This is a genomic window from Sellimonas sp. (assembly GCF_047234585.1).
Taxonomy (GTDB): domain Bacteria; phylum Bacillota; class Clostridia; order Lachnospirales; family Lachnospiraceae; genus Sellimonas; species Sellimonas caecigallum.
Window position 1 is genome coordinate 11932 of sequence record NZ_JBKSWG010000019.1, and the last position, 20918, is coordinate 32849.

The 20918-nt window shown below is 45.1% G+C and carries 22 protein-coding genes; 6 read left to right on the top strand and 16 right to left on the bottom strand.

What is annotated here, in order from left to right; genetic code table 11:
• The first annotated feature begins 2 nt into the window (after positions 1-2).
• From vanR to ACLROL_RS08830, 3 genes are all read left to right on the top strand, one after another.
• Positions 3-707: a VanR-ABDEGLN family response regulator transcription factor gene (gene vanR, locus ACLROL_RS08820; RefSeq protein ID WP_287449358.1), complete on the top strand. Its 705-nt coding sequence runs from the start codon at positions 3-5 to the stop codon at positions 705-707.
• Positions 700-1797, top strand: coding sequence for a HAMP domain-containing sensor histidine kinase (locus ACLROL_RS08825; protein ID WP_334299900.1), 1098 nt, complete (start codon positions 700-702; stop codon positions 1795-1797). Before vanR ends, ACLROL_RS08825 begins: the two co-directional genes overlap by 8 nt.
• Before the next feature lie 211 nt (positions 1798-2008).
• On the top strand, positions 2009-2905 hold the full coding sequence (locus tag ACLROL_RS08830; protein WP_413067696.1) for a C39 family peptidase: 897 nt from the start codon (positions 2009-2011) through the stop codon (positions 2903-2905).
• Between the two features lie 10 nt (positions 2906-2915).
• Here ACLROL_RS08830 and ACLROL_RS08835 read toward each other — a convergent pair whose 3' ends face one another.
• From ACLROL_RS08835 to ilvD, 15 genes are all read right to left on the bottom strand, one after another.
• Positions 2916-3623, bottom strand: coding sequence for an SDR family oxidoreductase (locus tag ACLROL_RS08835; RefSeq protein WP_413067697.1), 708 nt, complete (start codon positions 3621-3623; stop codon positions 2916-2918).
• 166 nt (positions 3624-3789) lie between these two features.
• A complete protein-coding gene (gene lysS, locus ACLROL_RS08840) occupies positions 3790-5739 on the bottom strand; it encodes a lysine--tRNA ligase (RefSeq protein WP_287448725.1) in 1950 nt (649 codons plus the stop codon).
• Positions 5740-5804: 65 nt separating this feature from the next.
• Positions 5805-6287 (bottom strand): transcription elongation factor GreA, encoded by a 483-nt coding sequence (gene greA / locus ACLROL_RS08845; protein WP_087203160.1) that lies wholly within the window; start codon positions 6285-6287, stop codon positions 5805-5807.
• A gap of 132 nt (positions 6288-6419) precedes the next feature.
• Positions 6420-7388: a tRNA dihydrouridine synthase DusB gene (dusB, locus tag ACLROL_RS08850; protein WP_413067698.1), complete on the bottom strand. Its 969-nt coding sequence runs from the start codon at positions 7386-7388 to the stop codon at positions 6420-6422.
• Between the two features lie 12 nt (positions 7389-7400).
• Entirely contained in the window at positions 7401-7745 is a 345-nt protein-coding gene (locus tag ACLROL_RS08855; RefSeq protein WP_087203158.1) for a DUF6145 family protein, read from the bottom strand.
• Between the two features lie 44 nt (positions 7746-7789).
• Positions 7790-8584, bottom strand: coding sequence for a biotin--[acetyl-CoA-carboxylase] ligase (locus ACLROL_RS08860; protein ID WP_413067715.1), 795 nt, complete (start codon positions 8582-8584; stop codon positions 7790-7792).
• Positions 8585-8781: 197 nt separating this feature from the next.
• Complete coding sequence (argF, locus tag ACLROL_RS08865; protein WP_413067699.1) at positions 8782-10821, bottom strand: ornithine carbamoyltransferase; 2040 nt, start codon at positions 10819-10821, stop codon at positions 8782-8784.
• Between the two features lie 264 nt (positions 10822-11085).
• Complete coding sequence (locus ACLROL_RS08870) at positions 11086-11796, bottom strand: cell wall hydrolase (protein ID WP_318257010.1); 711 nt, start codon at positions 11794-11796, stop codon at positions 11086-11088.
• A 473-nt stretch (positions 11797-12269) separates the two neighbouring features.
• Complete coding sequence (gene rpsR, locus ACLROL_RS08875) at positions 12270-12533, bottom strand: 30S ribosomal protein S18 (protein ID WP_087203155.1); 264 nt, start codon at positions 12531-12533, stop codon at positions 12270-12272.
• 17 nt (positions 12534-12550) lie between these two features.
• The gene (locus ACLROL_RS08880) at positions 12551-13006 is read right to left on the bottom strand and encodes a single-stranded DNA-binding protein (RefSeq protein ID WP_087203154.1); all 456 of its coding nucleotides are present in this window, start codon (positions 13004-13006) and stop codon (positions 12551-12553) included.
• A 19-nt stretch (positions 13007-13025) separates the two neighbouring features.
• Complete coding sequence (rpsF, locus tag ACLROL_RS08885; protein WP_087203153.1) at positions 13026-13313, bottom strand: 30S ribosomal protein S6; 288 nt, start codon at positions 13311-13313, stop codon at positions 13026-13028.
• 92 nt (positions 13314-13405) lie between these two features.
• Positions 13406-13615 carry a DUF951 domain-containing protein gene (locus tag ACLROL_RS08890; RefSeq protein WP_204244078.1) on the bottom strand — a complete coding sequence of 70 codons (210 nt, stop codon included), beginning with the start codon at positions 13613-13615 and terminating at the stop codon, positions 13406-13408.
• A 13-nt stretch (positions 13616-13628) separates the two neighbouring features.
• Positions 13629-14933, bottom strand: a complete 1305-nt coding sequence (srtB, locus tag ACLROL_RS08895) for a class B sortase (protein WP_413067700.1) — start codon at positions 14931-14933, stop codon at positions 13629-13631.
• A 97-nt stretch (positions 14934-15030) separates the two neighbouring features.
• Entirely contained in the window at positions 15031-16017 is a 987-nt protein-coding gene (locus ACLROL_RS08900; protein WP_287448156.1) for an ornithine cyclodeaminase family protein, read from the bottom strand.
• Between the two features lie 47 nt (positions 16018-16064).
• Positions 16065-17732: a dihydroxy-acid dehydratase gene (gene ilvD / locus ACLROL_RS08905; RefSeq protein WP_413067701.1), complete on the bottom strand. Its 1668-nt coding sequence runs from the start codon at positions 17730-17732 to the stop codon at positions 16065-16067.
• A 160-nt stretch (positions 17733-17892) separates the two neighbouring features.
• Between ilvD and ACLROL_RS08910 the strand changes: the two genes are divergently transcribed.
• From ACLROL_RS08910 to bilS, 3 genes are all read left to right on the top strand, one after another.
• Complete coding sequence (locus tag ACLROL_RS08910) at positions 17893-18768, top strand: LysR family transcriptional regulator (protein ID WP_087203150.1); 876 nt, start codon at positions 17893-17895, stop codon at positions 18766-18768.
• Positions 18769-18850: 82 nt separating this feature from the next.
• Positions 18851-19249: a hypothetical protein gene (locus tag ACLROL_RS08915; RefSeq protein WP_087203149.1), complete on the top strand. Its 399-nt coding sequence runs from the start codon at positions 18851-18853 to the stop codon at positions 19247-19249.
• A 47-nt stretch (positions 19250-19296) separates the two neighbouring features.
• On the top strand, positions 19297-19824 hold the full coding sequence (gene bilS, locus ACLROL_RS08920) for a flavodoxin family protein BilS (RefSeq protein WP_087203148.1): 528 nt from the start codon (positions 19297-19299) through the stop codon (positions 19822-19824).
• A 77-nt stretch (positions 19825-19901) separates the two neighbouring features.
• On the opposite strand, the gene ACLROL_RS08925 is transcribed toward bilS, so the two are convergent.
• On the bottom strand, positions 19902-20894 hold the full coding sequence (locus tag ACLROL_RS08925) for an aldo/keto reductase (protein ID WP_413067702.1): 993 nt from the start codon (positions 20892-20894) through the stop codon (positions 19902-19904).
• Positions 20895-20918: the final 24 nt, after the last annotated feature.

Here is a 20918-nt window from a genome sequence, read left to right on the forward strand (position 1 = left end):
TTATGGACAAGAAGATTTTGATCGTGGACGACGAACAGGCCATCGCCGACCTCGTGGAGCTGTACCTCGCCAACGAAGGCTATCAAATCTTAAAATACTATAACGGAAACGATGCGCTGGCCTGTATCGAGAAAGAAGATTTGTCCATGGCAATCCTGGATGTCATGCTGCCGGGTGTGGACGGATATCAACTTCTCCGAAAAATCCGGGAACATCATTTCTACCCGGTCATCATGCTGACTGCCAAATCCCAAGATACAGATAAAATCCTGGGTCTGACAATCGGGGCCGATGACTACATCACGAAACCGTTCAATCCGCTTGAGCTGGTTGCCCGTGTGAAAACTCAGTTTCGCCGCTACGAACGATATAATCACGCGGAAACCATGGGAACACAGCCTCCGGAAGATCACAGCATTGACATCCGGGGGTTAAGTATCGACAAAGATTCCCACAAATGTTCTCTTAATGGGAATCCGCTCTCACTCACTCCCCGTGAATTCTCCATACTCTGGTATCTCTGCCAGAACCGGGGACGTGTCATCTCCTCAGAGGAGCTTTTCGAACATGTGTGGGGAGAAAAATTTCTGGACAGCAACAATACGGTCATGTCGCATATCGGGCGCATCCGGGAAAAGATGAATGATTCCGGACGCAGGCCAAAATATATCAAAACTGTATGGGGAGTGGGGTATCAAATTGAATAATCAAAACACAACGACTCTGGCAAGTCAGCTCCGCCGCCGGCTGCTGCACCGGTTTATCTTTTCCTACATATTGTATGTAGGCACAGGCGGCCTCATATTTCTTCTTGTGTACTGGTATTACCATACGGTCATCTGGATGGGTTGGGAACCATTTTACCTGTTTGTCTCCACACTGGAACGTTTTCGGGAAATCCTGCTGTTTCTCTACTTGTCAGTAGGCGCCCTGATTTTCGGTACGTATTACCTGTCCAAATCCTGTGCTTACCTCACAGAACTTCTCAATGCCTCCGACTCACTCTGGAGGGATTCGGACACACCTGTCACTATGTCGGACGACCTGCGCGAGGCCGCACTGCATATGAATGAAGTCAGAATGAATATCAAAAACAGTCAGCAGGCCGCGGCGGAAGCCGAGCAGCGGAAAAACGACCTTGTCGTCTATCTGGCGCATGATCTGAAGACCCCTTTGACCTCTGTCATCGGATATCTGACTCTCCTGTACGATGAGAAAGAGATTTCCCCTGCACTCCAGGACAAGTACCTATCCATCGCACTTGAGAAAGCCGAACGGTTGGAAGATCTGATCAACGAATTTTTTGACATTACCCGGTTCAATCTTACTCATCTTTCCCTTGATCTGAGCCGGATCAATCTGACACGGATGCTGGAGCAGACGGTCTACGAGTTTGCGCCGATGTTTTCGGAAAAGCATCTCGACTATACACTTTCGGCTCCACCAAATCTGTCTTTTGTGTGTGATCCCGATAAACTGCAGCGAGTCTTCGATAATCTCCTGCGCAATGCGGTCAATTACAGTTTTTCAGACACTGTCATACAGATCAGCCTGACCCGGGAAGAGAATACACTGATCCTGACCGTACAGAATGAAGGTCCTACAATTCCTCCAGAAAAACTGGAACGAATCTTCGAACAGTTCTTCCGTCTGGACAGCGCCCGTACTTCGCGAAGCGGAGGTTCCGGTCTCGGCCTTGCCATCGCCCGAGAAATCGTAGAGCTTCATAACGGTACGATTACGGCAGAAAGCCATGACCAACTCATCATCTTCCGTGTCGTCCTGCCATGTTCTTAAGAAAATCGTGAGAATTTCGCAGGAAAAAAGACGTGTTTCCTTTTATGAATCTGAGAAAATAAAATACAGCATTCTGATATAGTAAAAGCGTGCTCTGAAGATCCTTTGAAAACCGATCTTTAGACACGCCTTTTCTATCAAAATTATGAAATTCAAAAAGTTTCGCCTTTCCATCTGAGGCGATCCAAATACACAGAAAGGAAACACATTTATGAGTACCAAACATTCTTATTACGACTACCACCCAAATTATAGAAAGGATTCCGACCGAAGACGTCCCACTTCCGATATCCGCCGCAAACGCATCAAACACCGCCGGCATCGGTTCCTGCACTTTATCTTTCCGATGCTCTGCCTGATCCTGCTTCTAGCCGCTTGCGCCTCCTTCATCCTGGAACACAGTCTGAACACGGGCACAGGCTTCCTTAAAAGTTCCTTCTTTGGCGGAAATCCATCCAATCAGGTACGGCGCTACGCTGAAAGAAATGGGCTGAGCCTTTCGGATTATCCTCAGAATCTCATCGATCTGTACGAACGTAATCCGGAGACAAAAGACTTCGTCTTCGAATATCCGCTCAAAAAAGATGCATCTCCATCCATCGATCTTGGCGGACTTTCCACCTCTTCCGTACCGCTCCTGATGCAGTGGGATCAGCGCTGGGGGTATGAAGAATACGCCGGAGATCTCTTTGGCCTTACCGGCTGCGGCCCAACCTGCCTGTCCATGGCAGCGATTTACTTGACCGGCGATACTTCCATGAACCCAAAATGGATGGCCGATTTTGCCACTTCCTACGGGTACGCCTCCGAAGGAAATGGATCCGCTTGGACTCTCTTCTCGGAAGGCGCCCGTAAGCTTGGACTGGACGTGACTGAGATCCCTATGGACGAGCAGCGTATAGCCGACAATTTAAACGTCGGCAACCCTATCGTTGCTTCCATGGGGAAAGGCGATTTTACGACCTCCGGACATTTCATCGTCCTGACTGCATACAAAGACGGCCAGCTGAAAGTCAACGATCCAAACAGCAAGGAGAATTCCGAAAAACTGTGGGACTATGATCAGATCAGCGGACAGATCCGCAACCTCTGGGTGCTCAGAAATTAGAAACTGGCTTTTATTTTTCCTCCAGCGTCCACCCATGGTCATTGTGATAGATCATCTGCCGCGTCATGCCGCCGTCGATACAAATATTCTCTCCTGTTATGAAACCAGCTTTCTCCGAACATAAAAACAGCACCATATTGGCGATATCCAGCGGGGTTCCTACACGCCCCGCCGGATGCTGTCTTGCATCCGCTCCTTCATATGGAGTAAAGTCGGTATCGATCCACCCTGGAGAAATAGAATTGACCCGCACTCTCCCTGCAAGGCTTACAGAAAGGGCGTGCGTCAGCGCAGAGATTCCACCTTTTGCCGCAGTATAGCTCTCTGTCTGAGGCTGGCTCATCCGATCTCTGGAAGATGAGATATTGACGATCGCAGACTCAGGTGTGAAATATGGCAAAAACAGTTTGGAAAGATAGAAGGGCGCAGTCACTCCCACCCGAAGTGCATAATTAAACTCTTCATACGAACAGGACTCAATGCCTTTCATCAGCGGCAGCGCATTGTTGATGAGGTAATCCACTTTCCCGTAATCATAGATTACCTTTTCTGCAAAAGCCCGCAAGGTCGCTTCCTCTGCCACATCTCCGGTAAAATATTCATTTGGCTGTTTATCGATCACGCATACATGCGCCCCATTTTTTATAAACTCATCGGCAATACACTTTCCGATTCCCTGTGCGGCTCCTGTGATCACGACAACTTTACCTTTAAACATAAATTTCCTTCTTCCTTCTGTATAATAAATTTATCCAATATGATATAACCAACACTTTTTCTTGTCAACTATATGAAAAGGACACCTTTCTAAAATTTCTTTTAGAAAAAGTGTCCTCATAATATCTTCTATTTACTTAAACTGGATTGACTGCAGTCTTTGCTTTCTAGTACAGCTTCGCACCTGCCGGAATCCGGTCATCTACCATCAGAAGGTTCAGGCCTTCATGTCCGTCTTCTTCATGGACTGCTGAGATCAGCATTCCGCAGGAATCAATCCCCATCATCTTTCTCGGCGGAAGGTTCACAATAGCGATTGCCGTCTTTCCGATGAGTTCTTCCGGTTCATAATACTCATGGATTCCGCTCAGGATCACACGGTCTGTGCCTGATCCGTCATCCAGAACAAACTTCAGAAGTTTCTTGCTTTTTGGCACTGCCTCACACTCTTTGATCTTCACTGCACGGTAGTCTGATTTCGCAAATGTCTCAAAATCTACCATTTCTTCAAAAAGAGGTTCGATCTTTACTTTGGAGAAGTCGATTTTTTCTGCCTTCACTTCCTCTGTCTTGGCAGCCTGCGCTGTTTTCTTCGGCGCCGGGGAACCGCCCAGAGTCTTCATTGTCGGGAAGAGCAGTACGTCTCTGATGGCTGCGGAATCTGTAAGCAGCATGCACATTCTGTCGATTCCAAATCCGATTCCACCTGTCGGCGGCATTCCGATCTCCAGCGCATTGAGGAAGTCTTCGTCTGTCGTGTTGGCTTCTTCGTCTCCCTGTGCAAGAAGTTCTTCCTGCGCTTTGAAACGTTCTCTCTGATCGATCGGGTCGTTCAGCTCTGAGTAAGCGTTCGCCATTTCCCATCCGTTCATAAAGAATTCGAAACGCTCTGTATATTCCGGATTTTCCGGTTTTTTCTTTGTGAGCGGAGAAATCTCAATCGGATGATCCATGACAAATGTAGGCTGGATCAGATGTTCTTCCACGTATTCTTCAAAGAAGAGGCTTAAGATATCGCCTTTCTTATGTCTTTCTTCAAATTCGATTCCCTTTTCTTTTGCCAATGCTTTTGCTTCTTCAGTCGTTTTGATCTCATTGAAATCAACGCCTGCGTATTTCTTAACTGCGTCTACCATAGTAATACGTTCAAACGGCTTTCCGAGATCCATCTCTACTCCGTTGTATGTGATCTTTGTCGTACCGAGCACGTCCTGCGCAACATGGCGGTAAAGATTTTCTGTAAGATCCATCATGCCGTGATAATCCGTATATGCCTGATAGAGTTCCATCAAGGTAAATTCCGGATTGTGGCGCGTATCAAGCCCTTCGTTTCGGAACACACGTCCAATCTCATATACACGTTCCATTCCGCCTACGATGAGACGTTTCAGATACAATTCCAGAGAAATGCGGAGCTTAAAATCTTCGTCCAGCGCATTGAAATGTGTTTCGAACGGTCTGGCTGCTGCTCCACCTGCATTGGCAACAAGCATCGGTGTCTCCACTTCCATAAATCCCTGTCCATCCAGATATTTACGGATGCTGCTCAAGATCTTTGATCTCTTGATGAATGTATCTTTTACTTCTCTGTTCATGATAAGATCGACATATCTTTGTCTGTATCTTGTATCTGTATCAGTAAGTCCATGGAATTTTTCCGGGAGAATCTGAAGGCTCTTGGAGAGAAGCTGCACCTTCTCGGCGTGGATGGAGATTTCCCCTGTCTTTGTCTTGAACACAAAACCTTTGATACCTACGATATCGCCGATATCAAACTTTTTGAAATCTTTGTAATCCTCTTCTCCGATACTGTCTCTTGCAACATAAGACTGGATATTTCCCTCCAGGTCCTGAACATTACAGAAAGAAGCTTTTCCCATAACACGTTTCTGCATGATACGTCCTGCTATCGATACCTGTTTATTTTCCAGCTCCTCAAAATTGTCCTTGATCTCCTGGCTGTGATGTGTCACATCGTATTTTGTGATAAGGAACGGATCAGCTCCTCTTGCCTGAAGATCAGCCAGTTTTTCACGGCGTACCTTTCTCAAATGGTTAATGTCCTGCTCCTGTACATTCTTCTGCTGTTCTGCCACTTCTTTCACTCCTTTTCGCATTCAATCCTTCTATACATATGAATTTATATATACTGTAAGAAAAAGTTTGTCCGGATCATTCATTCTTAAATCGAACGTTCAATCTTCAATACTTTGTATTTGATTTCTCCTGCCGGTGTCTCCACTGTAACAACATCTCCGACTTTTTTACCCATCAGCGCCTGTCCGACCGGTGATTCATTGGAAATCTTTCCCTGCAGGCTGTTCGCTTCTGTGGATCCTACGATTTTAAATTCGATCTCTTCATCAAATTCATCATCGTGTACAAGAACTGTACATCCGATATTGATCTTTTCGAGATCCACTTCTTCTTCTACAACTACTTCTACATTTTTCAGAATTTTTTCCAGCTCGTCGATACGCGCTTCGATATCTCTCTGCTCATCTTTCGCTGCATCATATTCTGCATTTTCAGACAGGTCTCCCTGCTCTCTGGCTTCTTTGATCTTTCCTGCCACTTCTTTTCGTTTTACAACCTTCAGATTTTCCAGCTCGTCTTCCAGCGCTTTTAAGCCGGCATACGTCAAAATCGTTTTCTTTTCTTCCATCACAATTACCTTCCTTACAAATGGATATAGGCAGCTTTTAGCTGCAAAATTTCATAAAATATTCTACTTCCGTAATTTCAATATTATACATAACCATCTCCGGCATGTCAAGATTTACGCAGGATTCTGCCACTATTCATGCAGTTTTTCAAAGAGCAGTTTTTCAAGCTCTTCATAGCTTTCCACCTGGTTGATCTCCGCTCTCAATCTCGCTGAGTTCGGGAAACCTGCAGTATACCACGCCACATGTTTTCTCATTTCTCGAATCGCTGTATAGTCGCCTTTGCATTCCATCTGGAGTTTTGCATGGCGCAGCATCATCTCTCTTACTTCTGTCACAGATGGCCTGGCAAGTTTCTCCCCTGTCTCTTCATAGTGGATCAGCTCCTGAAAAATCCACGGATTCCCCTGCACCGCACGTCCTACCATGATTCCGTCGCACCTGGTTTCGCTTACCATTCGCTCTGCATCTTCCCCGGAAGAGACATCTCCGTTTCCGATGACCGGTATAGACACAGCTTCTTTAACTTGCCTTATAATATCCCAGTCTGCCTTGCCGGAATAGTATTGTTCTCTTGTCCTGCCGTGTACGGCCACCGCCGCCGCACCTGCGTCTTCGATGATCCTGGCGATTTCCACCGCATTGACGCTGTCATCATCAAATCCCTTCCGTATCTTGACTGTTACCGGTTTTTCTATCGCTTTCGCCACCTTAGATACGATTTCATGGACAAGGGCTGGATTTCGCATCAGCGCGGATCCCTCGCCATTCTTCACAATTTTAGGCACCGGGCAGCCCATATTGATATCCAAAATTGCAAACGGCAGTTCTTCTATCTGCTTTGCGATCTCACTCATGATATCCGGATCCGATCCGAAAAGCTGGAGTGACACCGGGCTCTCTTTTGGATGAATTTCGAGAAGACTTTTCGTATTCCTGTTTTTATATAAAATCGCTTTGGCACTTACCATCTCCATGCATAAAAGACCTGCGCCCTGCTCCTTACAGAGCAGACGAAAAGAAAGATCCGTCACTCCCGCCATCGGCGCCAGAATATAACGGTTCTCCAGTTCCACATTTCCGATTTTCAGTTTTTTCATCTCGTACTTCCCCTACTCTTGTTTTTCATCCAGGTCTTCGCCAAGGAAAAATACCTTGTAGTAAAGCTGAAGGGATTCCAGCAAATCTGCCTTCGTCCTCTGAAGCTCTTTGATCTTTAACGCGCTCCCGATATCGTCAAACATGGCGTCCCCCTCCTTGGAAGTTACCTCAAAGCAAAGGGAGCCATCCTCTTCATATACAAGTGTGAGGATACCGCCCACATCGTGTACATAAAGCACACACATAATCTTGAGCTCATCTTTGATATGATCCGGCAGATTGTCAAAATCCGGATTTAAATAATACTTTTCTTCATATGAGTTTGCGCCACACAATACAATTTTCTCTTCGTACATATCCATCTCCTCTATTTTCTATTCTTACATTCTTTAGATTATTCTCAAATATATCCATAAACTCCCCGAACGGAAACTTCCCCGGAATCCACTTCCCGAAGATTTCCTCCGTCGGTCTTTACAATCAAAGCTCCTGTCTTTGAAATACCGAGCGCTGTTCCTTTCCATTCATGTCCCGGCTCCAGAACACAGACAGTCTCTCCCCTGTTCACAAGAGCAGCTTCGTACTCGTCTTTTATGAAAGCAAGCGACTGCTCTTTACAGAATTGTATGTAAAGCTGTTCAAATTCTTCAAGGACACGACACACCAGTGTTTCCCTGGGCACATCCTGTCCCGTCTCCAGCCAAATGGAAGTCGCCTTCTCTGCAAGCTCCTCCGGAAACTCTCTCTGGTTACAGTTGATACCAACTCCGATCAGCACATAGTCCACCGCTCCCTGTACGACACTCATTTCTGTAAGAATACCGCAGATCTTTCGGCCCCCAATCACGAGGTCATTCGGCCACTTGATTCCAACCTCCACATGGCAGACTCTGCGTACTGCACGGGTTACAGCACATGCCATCAAAAGCGTCAGCATCGGAGCCCTGTCTGGCAGAAAATCCGGCCGCAAAAGCACTGTCATATAAATATTCTCCCCCGGCAAAGACAACCACGAACGCCCCCGTCTCCCACGCCCTGCGGTCTGCTGCTCCGCCAAAACGACCAAGCCCTCGCCGGCCCCACTCCTGGCAGCTTCCTTAACCCGCATATTTGTCGAATCTGTCTCCTCATATACAACCAACTCACGGCCAAACCTGTCTGAACAAAGCAAAAGAGAAATCAGTCCCCTCTTCATCACACAAAACGCCTCCAATCAACCACTGTGTGATATTATAGCATACTATGTTGAAAAATAAAACGGGGACGTGTTCCGACTTGTCGGAACACGTCCCCGTACCTTGCAGTTGCGTTTCTTATGCAACTTTTTTATTTCTGTCGTTTTCTTTCTATTTTGATTTTTTCTTGTTTTTCATCTTGTGATCAATTTTTTCTTTATTCTTCCCCGAGTGTTGCGACCATAACAGCTTTTATCGTATGTAATCTGTTTTCAGCTTCGTCGAAGACAACCGATGCTTTGCTTTCGAATACATCTTCTGTTACTTCATATCCTTTTACTGCCGGGAGGCAATGCATAAATATAGTGTTTTCTTTTTTGGTTTTTTCCATGAGTTTTCTGTTTACCTGGTATTTGTGCAGGATTGCTTTTCTTTCGGCCGTTTTTTCTTCTTCTCCCATGGAGATCCATACATCTGTATAGATAATATCTGCGCCTTCTACATCGTCCGTATTATCGCTGATGGTTATGGCTGCTCCTGATTCTTGTGCGTATTTCTGACATGCGTCGACGAGTGAGCGCATCGGCCAGAGTTCTTTTGGTGCAATCAGTGTAAAGTCAATTCCAACTTTTACGCACCCTATCATAAGGCTGTTTGCCATATTATTTCTTCCGTCTCCGATGTATACAAATTTCAGGCCTTCAAAATATTCGAATTTTTCCTGGATCGTGAGCAGGTCTGCCAGGACTTGTGTCGGATGGTAGTCATCGGTCAGCCCGTTCCAGACAGGTACGCCGCTGTATTCTGCCAGTGCCTCTACGTGTGAATGGCGAAATCCGCGGAATTCGATGCCGTCGAACATTCTTCCTAATACTCTTGCCGTATCTTCGATACTTTCTTTATGGCCGAGCTGTATCTCATTTCCGCTCAGATAAGTGGGAAATGCTCCTTCATCGTTGGCTGCGACAGTAAAAGCGCACCGTGTTCTTGTAGATGGTTTTTCAAATATCAATGCTATATTTTTCCCTTCCAGCGCATGCCCTTTGATTCCCTGTTTCTTTTTCGCTTTCAGCTTTGCAGCGAGATTAACCAGATATCGGATTTCATCCGGTGTATAATCTTTCAATGTTAAAAAGCTTCTTCCTTTTAAATTCATGTCCAAATCCTCCCTGATTTCTGCCAGCACACGAAGAAAACGCGGTATTGCTACTTTACCTTCCAGTTCCGCATATTTTTTCAGCACCAGTTCCAGCAGTTTCCTTTCTTTATAAATTTGATATTTAGGTATATGAAAATATTTTGCACCGGCTTCCAGCATGGAGAGATACAGAAGTTCATCGTCTGCCCCTAGTGGGAGTTTCAGCACAAACTTAATTTCCCGTTTTTCCTTTTCGCTGATCCCTTTCATCCGCTCTGCATACGCTTCTTTCGGATAGGAGCTGTCGATATAATAAATGAGGCCTTTAAGTCCGTAGATCATCCGTTTCGCATCGTAATATCCGATCTTTAGATTCTGCCGGCTCCTTTTTCCGTGAAATTCCAGAATGCTTCCGAGATTGACCCTCGGGGCGATCTCACATATTTTCGTGTTTTCATCCAGCTTTACTTTTGGTTCTCTCCCAGGCCCGTATATTCGGACTGTGATGATATCTTTGTATCCTCGATTTATCAACGAGTTGAGGGGTACATTATTGATAACGCCTCCGTCCAGATACGTTTTTCCATGCAGAGGTTCATTTTTAAACCCAAGCAGATATGCGCTTGCCAGAAGAAAATCTTCCAAAAGTCCTTCCGGAATATCGTCCAATGTAAGATCCAGTTCTTTCATATCAGAAAGCGAAAAGGTAAGAAGTGAGAAGTCGATCCCTGCATTTCGGATTTTCTCTTCATCGATGACTTCGTGGATCAGATTTCTAAGCGGGGTAATATCAATCCCGCCCTCCTTTACTTTTGCCCATACTTCTCTGAAAAGTTCTTTGATAGGCGTCTCTTTCTGAAACAGCCTTTCCATCCAATCATCATCTACATCCATGATTCTTGAAAATGTCATTTTTTCCCAGATGCGCTCTGCCTGATCAACGCTTCCCATGCAGATCAGAGCTCCGTTCAAAGCTCCTACCGATGTACCTGCCACTGCCTTGATCTTAATACCGGCTTCAGCCATCGCTTTCCACGCTCCAATCTGGTACGCGCCTCTTGCGCCGCCTCCGTCCAATACGAGTCCATATTCCTTTGATAAATCGATTACAGGCTTCATGTCTTCACTCCTTATGCATTATATTACTCTTTTTTGCATAAAATTACAATCCATTTTTCTTGTTTTTTACAAAAAAAGATCTTCGTCTGTGTTCAACAAGCTATACTCTCTGAGTTTTCTCGGTTTTGTCTTCTCACACATGTTAATCGCTATAGATTCAGTATACACCGAATTCTCACATAATGTAAAGGGAGCACTTACCATGTAAAGTGCTCCCTTTCTCTTTCTGAATAATTATACAATTTATATATTCTTTCTAACCCCTTAGTGGAACCAATGTGCCCCGATTTTGATTCCTGTATTATTTCCATCCCCGAAATGAAGTGCATTTCCAACCGGGCTTACTCCGGCAAGCGCTTCGCGTGCAGCCTGATAACAAGACGCCGGAATGTTTCCGGATGCAAGGACTCTGTCAAGCTTTCCTGTCATGGCTGGTCCAAACTGTCCTCTCTGATAAATAACTCCTCTGATAGAACTTGCATATCCGGCATTCAATCGGTTCATAACCACAGCTCCCACTGCAACCTGCCCCTGGTACGGCTGGTTTCCTGCCTCACAATAAATCAGTGCTGCAAGAAGATTTTCATCTCCTGCCTGAGCTGCTTGGGCAGCTTTTTGCGCCTTCACAGCTTCCGCGGCTTTTCTTGCTTCTTCGGCCTTTCTTGCTTCCTCAGCCTTTCTCGCCTCTTCGGCTTTTCTTGCCTCCTCAGCTTTTCGAATCTCTTCTGCTTTCTTTACTGCTTCATTTCTTTTCGTCTTTATCTGTTCCGTATATCCGGAAACTGTCTGGGATAACGCCTGTACATTCTCAGCCGCTGCTGCTTCCACAACAGCTCCTTGAGGCGCTTCTGCTATAAGTCCTCCGTCTGCGGCAATAACCTGTACATTCACACTTGCCGTGAGAACTACCGCAGAAAGAATTCCTGCCAGCATTCCTTTCTCAAAATGTCTTTTATGACCAAAATTGGGTTTCATATAATCCTCCTTCTTACCTGATGCAGTTATGTCTATGTAACACTCTGCTCTCTTCGCCATCTTTTGTATGTAATAAATAATACGCATTTTAGTTTTATTTTATTACAAATATTACGAATTTGTTACATAACCTTGCAACGAGGATTATATTAGCAAAATTTCATTGTCTTGTCAACTTTTCTTCCTATTTACGTCATTTTTACCAGTTATTTGCCATATTTTATATCTATTTTTATCTATAATGCACATTTTATATTTTCAGACAACTTCTCTTATTACTATGTTTTTTCTTTCTCACACCTGTTTTTTCCAAAAATACTAGACTACGCTTTGTCACATTAACGTAATATTTCCATCATATTTTAACAAAATATCTAAAGCCTCTTCGCCGCTTTCAGAAAAAGTTTTTTCCGCATAAAAAAACCGCCACTGCCTTTCGCAGTGACGGCTTATATCTCCGCATTTTGGAATGATTATTCCTGAACGTACGGCATCAGGGCAATATGTCTTGCTCTCTTGATTGCTACTGTCAGAGCTCTCTGATGCTTTGCACAGTTTCCTGTGATTCTTCTCGGAAGGATCTTTCCTCTTTCAGAAACGTATTTTCTTAATTTTGCAACGTCCTTGTAATCAATTTCGTTGTTTTCTTTACCACAGAATACGCATACTTTTTTTCTTCTGCGGCTCGGTCTTCTTCTCATCTGAGAATCAGCTTTGTTTGTTTTATCGTAAGCCATCGTTCTTACCTCCAATACTAATTAAATGGTAATTCCTCATCAATTCCGTCCGGGATATTCATAAACCCGTCTCCTGCATCCATACTCGGAGCCTGTGGAGCTGACGAAACCGGGCTTGCCTGATAATGGCTCTGATTTGCTTCACTCACGCTCTTGCTTTCAGCAAATTCCTGCTCTTCTACGACAACTTCTGTCGTATAGACTTTTACGCCATCTTTATTCGTATAACTACCTGTCTGAATGCGACCACAGATTGTGATGCGCATTCCCTGACGGAAATACTTTTCCGCAAACTCAGCTGTTCTTCCAAAAGATACACAACTTATAAAGTCTGCTGTCTGCTCTCCGTCACGTCTGAATCTCCTGTCTACCGCAAGGGTGTACCGCGCAATAGCCAGCGGATTTTCTCCACCTTGAGAATATCTCACTTCAGGATCTCTTGTCAGGCGCCCCATTAAAATTACTTTATTCATAAATTTCCTCTTTTCTTCTTTATGCTTCCTGTTTCACGCATAAATATCTGATCACGTTGTCCATGATGCGAATTCTTTCTTCGATTTCGCCTGGAGTTGTTGTATCAGATTCGAAGTGGATGAAATAATAGTATCCTTCTTTCATCTTCTGAATTTCGTAAGCAAGTCTCTTCTTGCCCCATTCATCAACGTCAGTAACATTTCCACCGAAACGTGTAACTAATGCTTTTACCTTTTCGATCACTTCTGCTCTGGCGTCGTCTTCGATTTTTGCATTGACAACAACAGCTAATTCATATTTGTTCATGTCGTTTGCACCTCCTTATGGTCTTTTGGCTCCCGGTCCTGCTTAACGCCGGGGACAAGGATTATTATAATATATCACAATTTGATACTATATCATGATTTCTCCGGTGTTTCAAGCTTTTTTTGAATTTCTTTTGTATTTTTTTCTACAAGCTTCCTGGCAATCATGATCTGGTGCCCACACCCTTTACATTTCAACCGGAAATCCGCTCCAACCCGAAGAATTTCCCATTCATAACTTCCGCAGGGATGCTTTTTTTTCATCTTTATGGTATCCCCAACCTCAAAATTTACATCCATCATTTTTTCTTCCTCTTTAATTTTGCTGTTCTTCGGCCTTGTATGCCTGCACGATCAGGCGGTCTTCGTTATTGGCCTTTGTACAGGTAGATAACGTCACAACCTGAGCGTCATCCGGCACTTCCACTTTTGTATCATAGAAAGAATGGTCTTTTCCAAACTGTACAAAACTCTGAAACTCCGAAGTATCCGCAAAGGTGGTCTTATAAGCTTCCGAAGTATCTTTGACCTCCCCAACGGCAAAGATCTGATATTTTATCTCCTTCCCATCTGGTGTATAGAGATAAAAATATGGATATTTTTCATAAAAGCTCTGTTCCTTATACTCTTCCAGCTTCCCGAACATAGACTCGCTGTTCATGCGGTGCCCGTAAATAACGCTGTTTTTGTCACTTAGATCTTTATTGTTATATACATTCAGGAATATCGCACCATATGTATTCGGATACCCGGAAATCGTCTTGTCCAGATATTCCTGGTTATCTTTCCCCTGTACGACCGGATAATTGATGATGGACGGCTCATCAAAGCGAATCCATGCAATGATATCCTCGTTTATTTTCCACAATTCTTCAAAATCAACCATATACTTTGGAGTTTCTTCTGCATCACTTGCATTGTCATCGTTATTCGGCTTGATTCCTACCTTGATCAACTGATCGTACTCCTGATCTCCTTTGTGATATCCGTAGTAAATGGAAAACAGTTTATATCCGGATACGCAGAACACAATAATAGCAAGGAGTAAAATCAGAATACTTACAATCCCAAATCGTTTCTTTTCTTGGCGCTTTCTTCTCTGCATTTTCTTCCCTTTTTTCGCCTTTACCGACTTTTCTTCTATGTTCTGCTGGGAAACCTGCCTTTCTTGTACACGTCCCGTTTTCTGCGGATGCTTCGCTCTTTCTTCCTGTGGTCGACTCGGTCCTGTTTCCCGCGTACGTCTTGGTTTTTCTCCCTGCGGTCGTTTTTTCTTTGTCACTTCTGCGTGCCTTGCTCCCTGGGAGTGTTTTACTCCCTCCGTTTCCAGTTTTTTCCTATTTCCTTCCTCTGGGCGGGGCCTGCTCTTTCTTTCTTGTGCCGCACGTTCTCTGTGCTTCTTCGCTTCTTCTGCACGCTCTCTGCGCTTCTTCGCTTCTTCTGCACGCTCTCTGCGCTTCTGCACTTCTTCTGCACGTTCTCTGTGCTTCTTAATCTGTCCCCCGGCCGGCTCCGGTCTTTTCTGCTGGTCCGGCCGGGTTCGAGGTTTTCTCTCTTTTCCGGCTTGCCGTATCTCTTCGTCTCTGACACGCCGCCTCTTCTCTATTTGTTTTGTTTCCATTTTGCTCTCCTGAAACTTTTCTCTTAGTATAAGTAGTAAGTATAAGTATAACTCATTTCTTCGGTAAGCAAAAGGAAAATCTCTATAAAAAGTAAAGCTAGTTCCAGTGTGTTCCGATTCCAGCTTCCACTGCCTTGTCATAAATTGCTTTTGCAGCGATCAGATCCTGAGTAGCCACGCCGACCGTCTCAAACACGATGATTTCTTCGTCGTTTTCACGTCCCACAATCTTTCCTCTTATGACATCTCCCAGGTCGCCGGTAAAATCTTCTTTTGTGATTGTTCCGTCGCCTAATGGAATCAGAATGTCTCCGGATTCGGAAAGAACCGCCTCCTCAGAGTCAAAGTAGATCTTGGAAGCACGGGTAAGGATGACCGGATCCATTTCCTGCATATGAGGCTGGTAAGCTCCCACACAGCTTACAGTTGCTCCTTTTTTGACTTTCGCTCCGTCAAAAACCGGTTTCGAAGAAGGTGTTACCGTGATCAAAAGATCTGCATTGTCAATAGCCTCGTCTGAGGATTTTGCAGCCACAATTCTTACTCCGTATTCTTTCAGCTCCTCCTGCATCCTCGCTGCAAATTCCTGGGTTCTTTCATAATTCAGGTCATACACCCTCACTTCTTCCAGATTTCTTACTGCAAGCATCGCTTCCAGCTGTGTCGCAGCTTGTCCGCCTGTCCCGATGAGAGCCCCGATCCGACAGTCTTTCTTAGCCAGCAGATCGAAAGCTGCACCGGATGCCGCGCCTGTACGCAGCTGTGTCACATATGTTCCGTCCATGACAGATTGAACCAATCCATTTGTTCCATCGATGAGAAGCACCTGAGCAGGGGAAGATGGAATTCCATTGTCAATGTTGTGTGGGAAAATATTGACAATTTTCAGTGATGCCGCATCCATCTCTTCAACGTACGCCGGCATAAACAAAAAGCTTCCATCATACTTCGGCGCCTGTATATTCGTCCGGATCGGAGAATCGCATTTCCCTTCCACTACAAGCTGAAATGCTTTTTTGTCCGCTTCAATGGCGTCCTTCATCGTAAACACTTTTTTGATATCTTCTTTTGACAATAATAACATGTTGTTTCCTCCTGTTCTGCATCTATGCACTTGAACTGTTTTCTATTTTAATGAAATTTCGCGTCGAGATCCCAAGGCTGCATTGCTCCGCCTTCTTCAGCCGGGCGGCACATTCTTGCAAAAATATTCAGACAGCCTTTTTCTTCTTTCAGCGGAGGACATACCCAATTTTCTCTTCTTTTTTCCAGTTCTTCATCTGATACGAGAAGATTGACTTCCCCGTTTGGAATATCGATAACGATTTCATCTCCATCCTTCACAAAGGCGATTGTTCCTCCATCGTACGCCTCCGGAGATACATGTCCGATGATGGCACCGTAGTTAAATCCGGAAAATCTCGCATCTGAGATCAAGCCCACACTCTTGTGAAGACCAAGACCGATCAGTGCGTCGATGCTGAGCATCAGCTCTTTCATTCCTGGAGCACCTTTGCATCCTTCATAACGAATAACAATGATATCTCCCGGCACGATCTTTCCGGATGAAATAGCCTCGAAAGCCGCTCTGTCGCCATCAAATACTTTTGCTTTGCCCTTCATATATTTCACTTCGTCATAGACAGCTGTCGGACGCACAATAGCACCGTTCGGGGAAAGATTCCCTCTTAAGATCTTAAGTCCCGGTTCCTCAAAGAGCGGACGTTCCAGCGAATGGATAACTTTGTTTTCCTGCGGTTTTACTTTGGAAAGGAGCTCTTTCCATGTAGAACCGTACATGGTCGGCACATCTGTAAAAAGCTTGCTCTCCAGCATCTTCATGACATTCATGACGCCGCCTGCATAGTGGAAATCCACTACGGTGTACGGGCCGCTTGGCACTACCGCGTTGATACAGTGGATCTCTTTTGCGTATTTTTCAAAATCATTTAATGTAAGCTTGATACCCAGTTCATATGCGTAGGAGAGGATGTGGAGTACAGCATTGGTAGAACCTGCCACCGCCATGTCAAACATAATGGCATTCATAAGCACTTCTTTTGTGATAAGTTCCGACGGTTTTCTTCCTTCTTTCACAAGACGCACAGCATACTTACCTGCTTCTCTGGCTCTTCTAAGCTTCGCATTGTCTGATGCTGGGATCGTGGATGTGCCAGGCAGAACAAGATTAAGCACTTCCCCAAGCATCTGCATGGTATTTGCAGTTCCCATAGACGGACATGCCCCAAAGGATGGGCAGACACTGTCTTCCATTTCCATAAGTTCCTCTTCTCCTACACCAGAAAATCTGGCAGAGTCAAGATCCGCCTCCACTACTGTCTTCCCACAGTACTGTCCCGGCTGCATAGATCCTCCTGTCACAATCATGGACGGAATGTCAAGGCGCATAGCAGCAAGGTAGCATCCGGCAATAATATTGTCGCAGGATGCGATCATGACAAGCCCGTCGAAATTATGTACACGTGTGACAAATTCCACAGACATGGCCACAATGTCACGGCCTACCTGTTCGTATTTGAGCTCTTCTGCTCCGTTTGCGATATTTCCGCATGTAGCCGGAATTCCGAATTCCACCGGCACTCCTCCTGCAGCCCAGATTCCTTCTTTTACCGCTTCTGCTATCTGTCTTAAATGTGCAGATCCAGGTGATCCGGACATATAAGAGTTCGGCACACCGATATGTGGTTTTTTACGGATATCTTCATCGGAGTATCCGGCTGCTTTCATCATTACTCTTCTGTGCGCCGCCTCGGCGCCGTTCCAATATTCTGTTCCCATGTTAGAACCCTCCTGTTTTTGATATTTTCCGGAGATCTCTTTTCTCCAGCTTCTTGACATTATTTTAGCATATATGTTTATAATAGGATGCAATTTTGAATTACAAAAGCAATATTTCCTAATGACATCCTTCAATTTTTCTAATGGCAGGTGCAACTATATGAATAAATACGAAACCATTTTAAGTGTATTTGAAACTCGCAGCATTTCCCGGACTGCTGCTCTGTTCAATTATACACAGTCTGCAGTCAGTCAGACGATCAAAAATTTCGAAAGAGAGCTTGGCATTGAGCTCTTCTCCCGTTCCAAAAACGGTATGGAGCCAAAGCCTTATACAGCCGAAATACTGGATTCTCTGCGCATTATCTGCCGGGAAGAGAAACGCATCTCAAACATTGCCTCCTCCCTTGCCGGACTGGAAAGCGGTTATGTGCGCATCGGCGCTGTCCAGAGCATTTCATACTACTGGCTTCCGGATATCATGAAGGCTTTTTCCGACCGGTACCCAAACATCCGCTTTGAGCTCTCCGTGGACGGATTCAGTCCGCTGAGACAACTGCTGAAAGAAAACCGTCTCGACTGTATTTTCGTCTCGGAATATTCCGTTCCGGATATGCCGTTCCTCCCTCTCGGAAAAGATGAACTGATGCTTGTGACTCCAAAAGATCATCCATTTGTCTCTTCCCGGTCTATTCAGCTTACCGACCTGAACAACGAGGACTTTATCTTATCCGCAGATGGTCTGGAATATGAGACCGGGAAACTCTTCCAGGAGCATCACATCGTACCTCGGATACGTTATAAGCTCAACGACGATCTTGCTGTCCTGAAAATGGTCGAAAAAGGATTTGGCATCACGATTCTTCCAAGACTTCTTGTGGACCACGCCTCCTTTGATATTGCCTCCCTTCCTCTCCCGGACAAATACTACCGCACACTTGGTATGGCATTTCCTCCGGGTATCCTCCCGGATCACGCAGTTCAGACGTTTCGAATGTTTGCCAAAAAATGGACGGAGCAAAACAATTTTATATAATTTTTATAATCCTTTTATTGATTCCTCAAAAAAATAAGGTAAAATATATTACACATAGAATCAATAAAGGCAGGTTTTTTACATGAAAGACAAATTTATGCGGTTTATGTACGGACGGTATGGAGTGGATTCTTTCTCCAAATTTCTTGTGATCGCAGGTATCATCCTTCTTGCGCTGTCCGGCTTCTTCGAGTACGGATGGATTTTATATCTTCTTTCCCTCGTTTTGCTTGCATATTCCTATTTCCGCATATTTTCCAAAAATCATTCCAGAAGATATGCCGAGAACCAGACATGGCTTAAGTATACATCCCGCTTTCGCCGCGCTTTCGGAAATCTCCGATACCGCGTGCGACACATGAAATCGTACCATATCTACAAGTGCCCGTCCTGCAGCCAAAAGATCCGTATCCCTCGCGGGAAAGGGCGTATCGAGATCCGCTGTCCGAAATGCGGCACGAAATTTATTAAAAACAGCTGATCCCAACGGTCAGCTGCATATCTTTAGCGGAAAGGAGGATGCAGACCATGCTGGATTACATGGTATTATACCAGAGCAATACGGGGAATACAAAAAAGCTTGCAACAGCTATTTTTTCCGCCCTCCCTGGTATGTCCAAAGATTTAAGAAGCATTGACGAGCTCTCTGATCTGCCGGAAGCCCGGACCTATTTTATCGGTTTTTGTGTACATCGGGGGACTTGCAGCCTGGAAGTCGGGAATCTCCTCTCTTCGATCTCATTAAAAAACGTTGCCCTGTTTGGCACATGCGGCGCAGCAAACCAGGACAATTATTATCAAAATATCGAAAACAGCGCCCGCATCTGGCTGGAAGACGACAATCACTATCTGGGCGGATTTTTCTGTCAGGGAAAGATGCCGCAGATGGTACGGCAGAAATACGAGTCTATGCTGACCGGAGATGAAAAGCATGATTATCATCTGAAAATGCAGATGTTGAATTTTGACGAGGCGATGATTCATCCTACCAAAGCTGACTTATCACACGCAGAACAGTTTGTGAAAGAATGTCTCACAAAAGAATTGCCAAAATAAACCCTCAAAGGGGCAGCAGCTTCAACGATCTAAATCGAGAAGCTGCTGCCCCTTTCTATAATCAGTCGAAAGGCTCTTTACCCTTCACTGATCTCATCAATCTTTTTCAGTTCTTCTTCCGTAAACGGCGATCCGCCCAGCATCTTTACATTTTCTTCGATCTGAGAAGGCTTGGACGCTCCGATCAGGACGCTTGTTACCGCACTGTCTTTTACAACCCAATTCAGAGCCATCTGTGCCAATGTCTGTCCTCTTTGTTCTGCCAGATCCTTGAGCGCACAGATCTTTTTCATCCTTGCATCCGTCAGCGCCTCTTCTTTCAGGAAACGCCCGTCTGTCCGGATCCTGCTGTCTTCCGGGATCCCGTGCAGATAACGGTCTGTGAGCATTCCCTGAGCCAAGGGACTGAACGCAATGATGCCTTTTCCAAACCTCTCTGCGGACATTTTCAGACCGTTTTTCTCAATAGTCCGGTCGAATATAGAATACCGGTTCTGGTTGATCACAAATGGACAATGCAGCTCGCTCAAGATGCTTGCCGCTTTCTCCATAGTCTCTCCGTCATAGTTCGAGAGCCCGACATACAGTGCTTTCCCGCTCTGTACAATAGAAGCGAGCGCTCCCATCGATTCCTCCAGAGGGGTTTCTGAGTCCATACAGTGGTGGTAGAAAATATCTACGTAAGAGATTCCCATCCGCATCAGACTCTGATCCAGACTGGCAATCAGATATTTTCTGCTGCCTCCTCTCCCGTATGGGCCATCCCACATATCATATCCTGCCTTTGAGCTGATGATGAGTTCGTCTCTATGACTCATCAAATCTTTTTTTAAGATCCGCCCAAAGTTTTCCTCCGCGCTTCCGGCTTCCGGACCGTAATTGTTTGCCAGGTCAAAATGGGTAATTCCATTGTCAAAAGCGGTAAAACACAGTTCCTTCATATTGTCATAGGATGCATTGCTCCCGAAATTGTGCCAGAGCCCCAGTGAGACAGCAGGAAGCTTCAGACCGCTCTTACCGCATTTTCTGTATGACATTGTCTCATATCTGTCTTTTTTTGCTGTGTACATTTGAAATCCATCCTTTCACATTGT

Excerpts from the sequence above, each read along its gene's own strand:
- greA (WP_087203160.1), bottom strand. The coding sequence starts at position 6,287 with ATGGAAGAAAAGAAAACGATTTTGACGTATGCCGGCTTAAAAGCGCTG.
- argF (WP_413067699.1), bottom strand. The coding sequence starts at position 10,821 with ATGAAGCCTGTAATCGATTTATCAAAGGAATATGGACTCGTATTGGAC.
- ACLROL_RS08910 (WP_087203150.1), top strand. The coding sequence starts at position 17,893 with ATGAATAAATACGAAACCATTTTAAGTGTATTTGAAACTCGCAGCATT.
- vanR (WP_287449358.1), top strand. The coding sequence starts at position 3 with ATGGACAAGAAGATTTTGATCGTGGACGACGAACAGGCCATCGCCGAC.
- bilS (WP_087203148.1), top strand. The coding sequence starts at position 19,297 with ATGCTGGATTACATGGTATTATACCAGAGCAATACGGGGAATACAAAA.
- rpsF (WP_087203153.1), bottom strand. The coding sequence starts at position 13,313 with ATGAACAAATATGAATTAGCTGTTGTTGTCAATGCAAAAATCGAAGAC.
- ACLROL_RS08870 (WP_318257010.1), bottom strand. The coding sequence starts at position 11,796 with ATGAAACCCAATTTTGGTCATAAAAGACATTTTGAGAAAGGAATGCTG.
- ACLROL_RS08890 (WP_204244078.1), bottom strand. The coding sequence starts at position 13,615 with ATGATGGATGTAAATTTTGAGGTTGGGGATACCATAAAGATGAAAAAA.
- ACLROL_RS08880 (WP_087203154.1), bottom strand. The coding sequence starts at position 13,006 with ATGAATAAAGTAATTTTAATGGGGCGCCTGACAAGAGATCCTGAAGTG.
- dusB (WP_413067698.1), bottom strand. The coding sequence starts at position 7,388 with ATGAAAAAACTGAAAATCGGAAATGTGGAACTGGAGAACCGTTATATT.
- ACLROL_RS08860 (WP_413067715.1), bottom strand. The coding sequence starts at position 8,584 with ATGAAGAGGGGACTGATTTCTCTTTTGCTTTGTTCAGACAGGTTTGGC.
- rpsR (WP_087203155.1), bottom strand. The coding sequence starts at position 12,533 with ATGGCTTACGATAAAACAAACAAAGCTGATTCTCAGATGAGAAGAAGA.
- ACLROL_RS08900 (WP_287448156.1), bottom strand. The coding sequence starts at position 16,017 with ATGTTATTATTGTCAAAAGAAGATATCAAAAAAGTGTTTACGATGAAG.
- ACLROL_RS08830 (WP_413067696.1), top strand. The coding sequence starts at position 2,009 with ATGAGTACCAAACATTCTTATTACGACTACCACCCAAATTATAGAAAG.
- ACLROL_RS08915 (WP_087203149.1), top strand. The coding sequence starts at position 18,851 with ATGAAAGACAAATTTATGCGGTTTATGTACGGACGGTATGGAGTGGAT.
- ilvD (WP_413067701.1), bottom strand. The coding sequence starts at position 17,732 with ATGGGAACAGAATATTGGAACGGCGCCGAGGCGGCGCACAGAAGAGTA.
- lysS (WP_287448725.1), bottom strand. The coding sequence starts at position 5,739 with ATGCGAAAAGGAGTGAAAGAAGTGGCAGAACAGCAGAAGAATGTACAG.
- ACLROL_RS08925 (WP_413067702.1), bottom strand. The coding sequence starts at position 20,894 with ATGTACACAGCAAAAAAAGACAGATATGAGACAATGTCATACAGAAAA.
- ACLROL_RS08835 (WP_413067697.1), bottom strand. The coding sequence starts at position 3,623 with ATGTTTAAAGGTAAAGTTGTCGTGATCACAGGAGCCGCACAGGGAATC.
- ACLROL_RS08855 (WP_087203158.1), bottom strand. The coding sequence starts at position 7,745 with ATGTACGAAGAGAAAATTGTATTGTGTGGCGCAAACTCATATGAAGAA.
- srtB (WP_413067700.1), bottom strand. The coding sequence starts at position 14,933 with ATGGAAACAAAACAAATAGAGAAGAGGCGGCGTGTCAGAGACGAAGAG.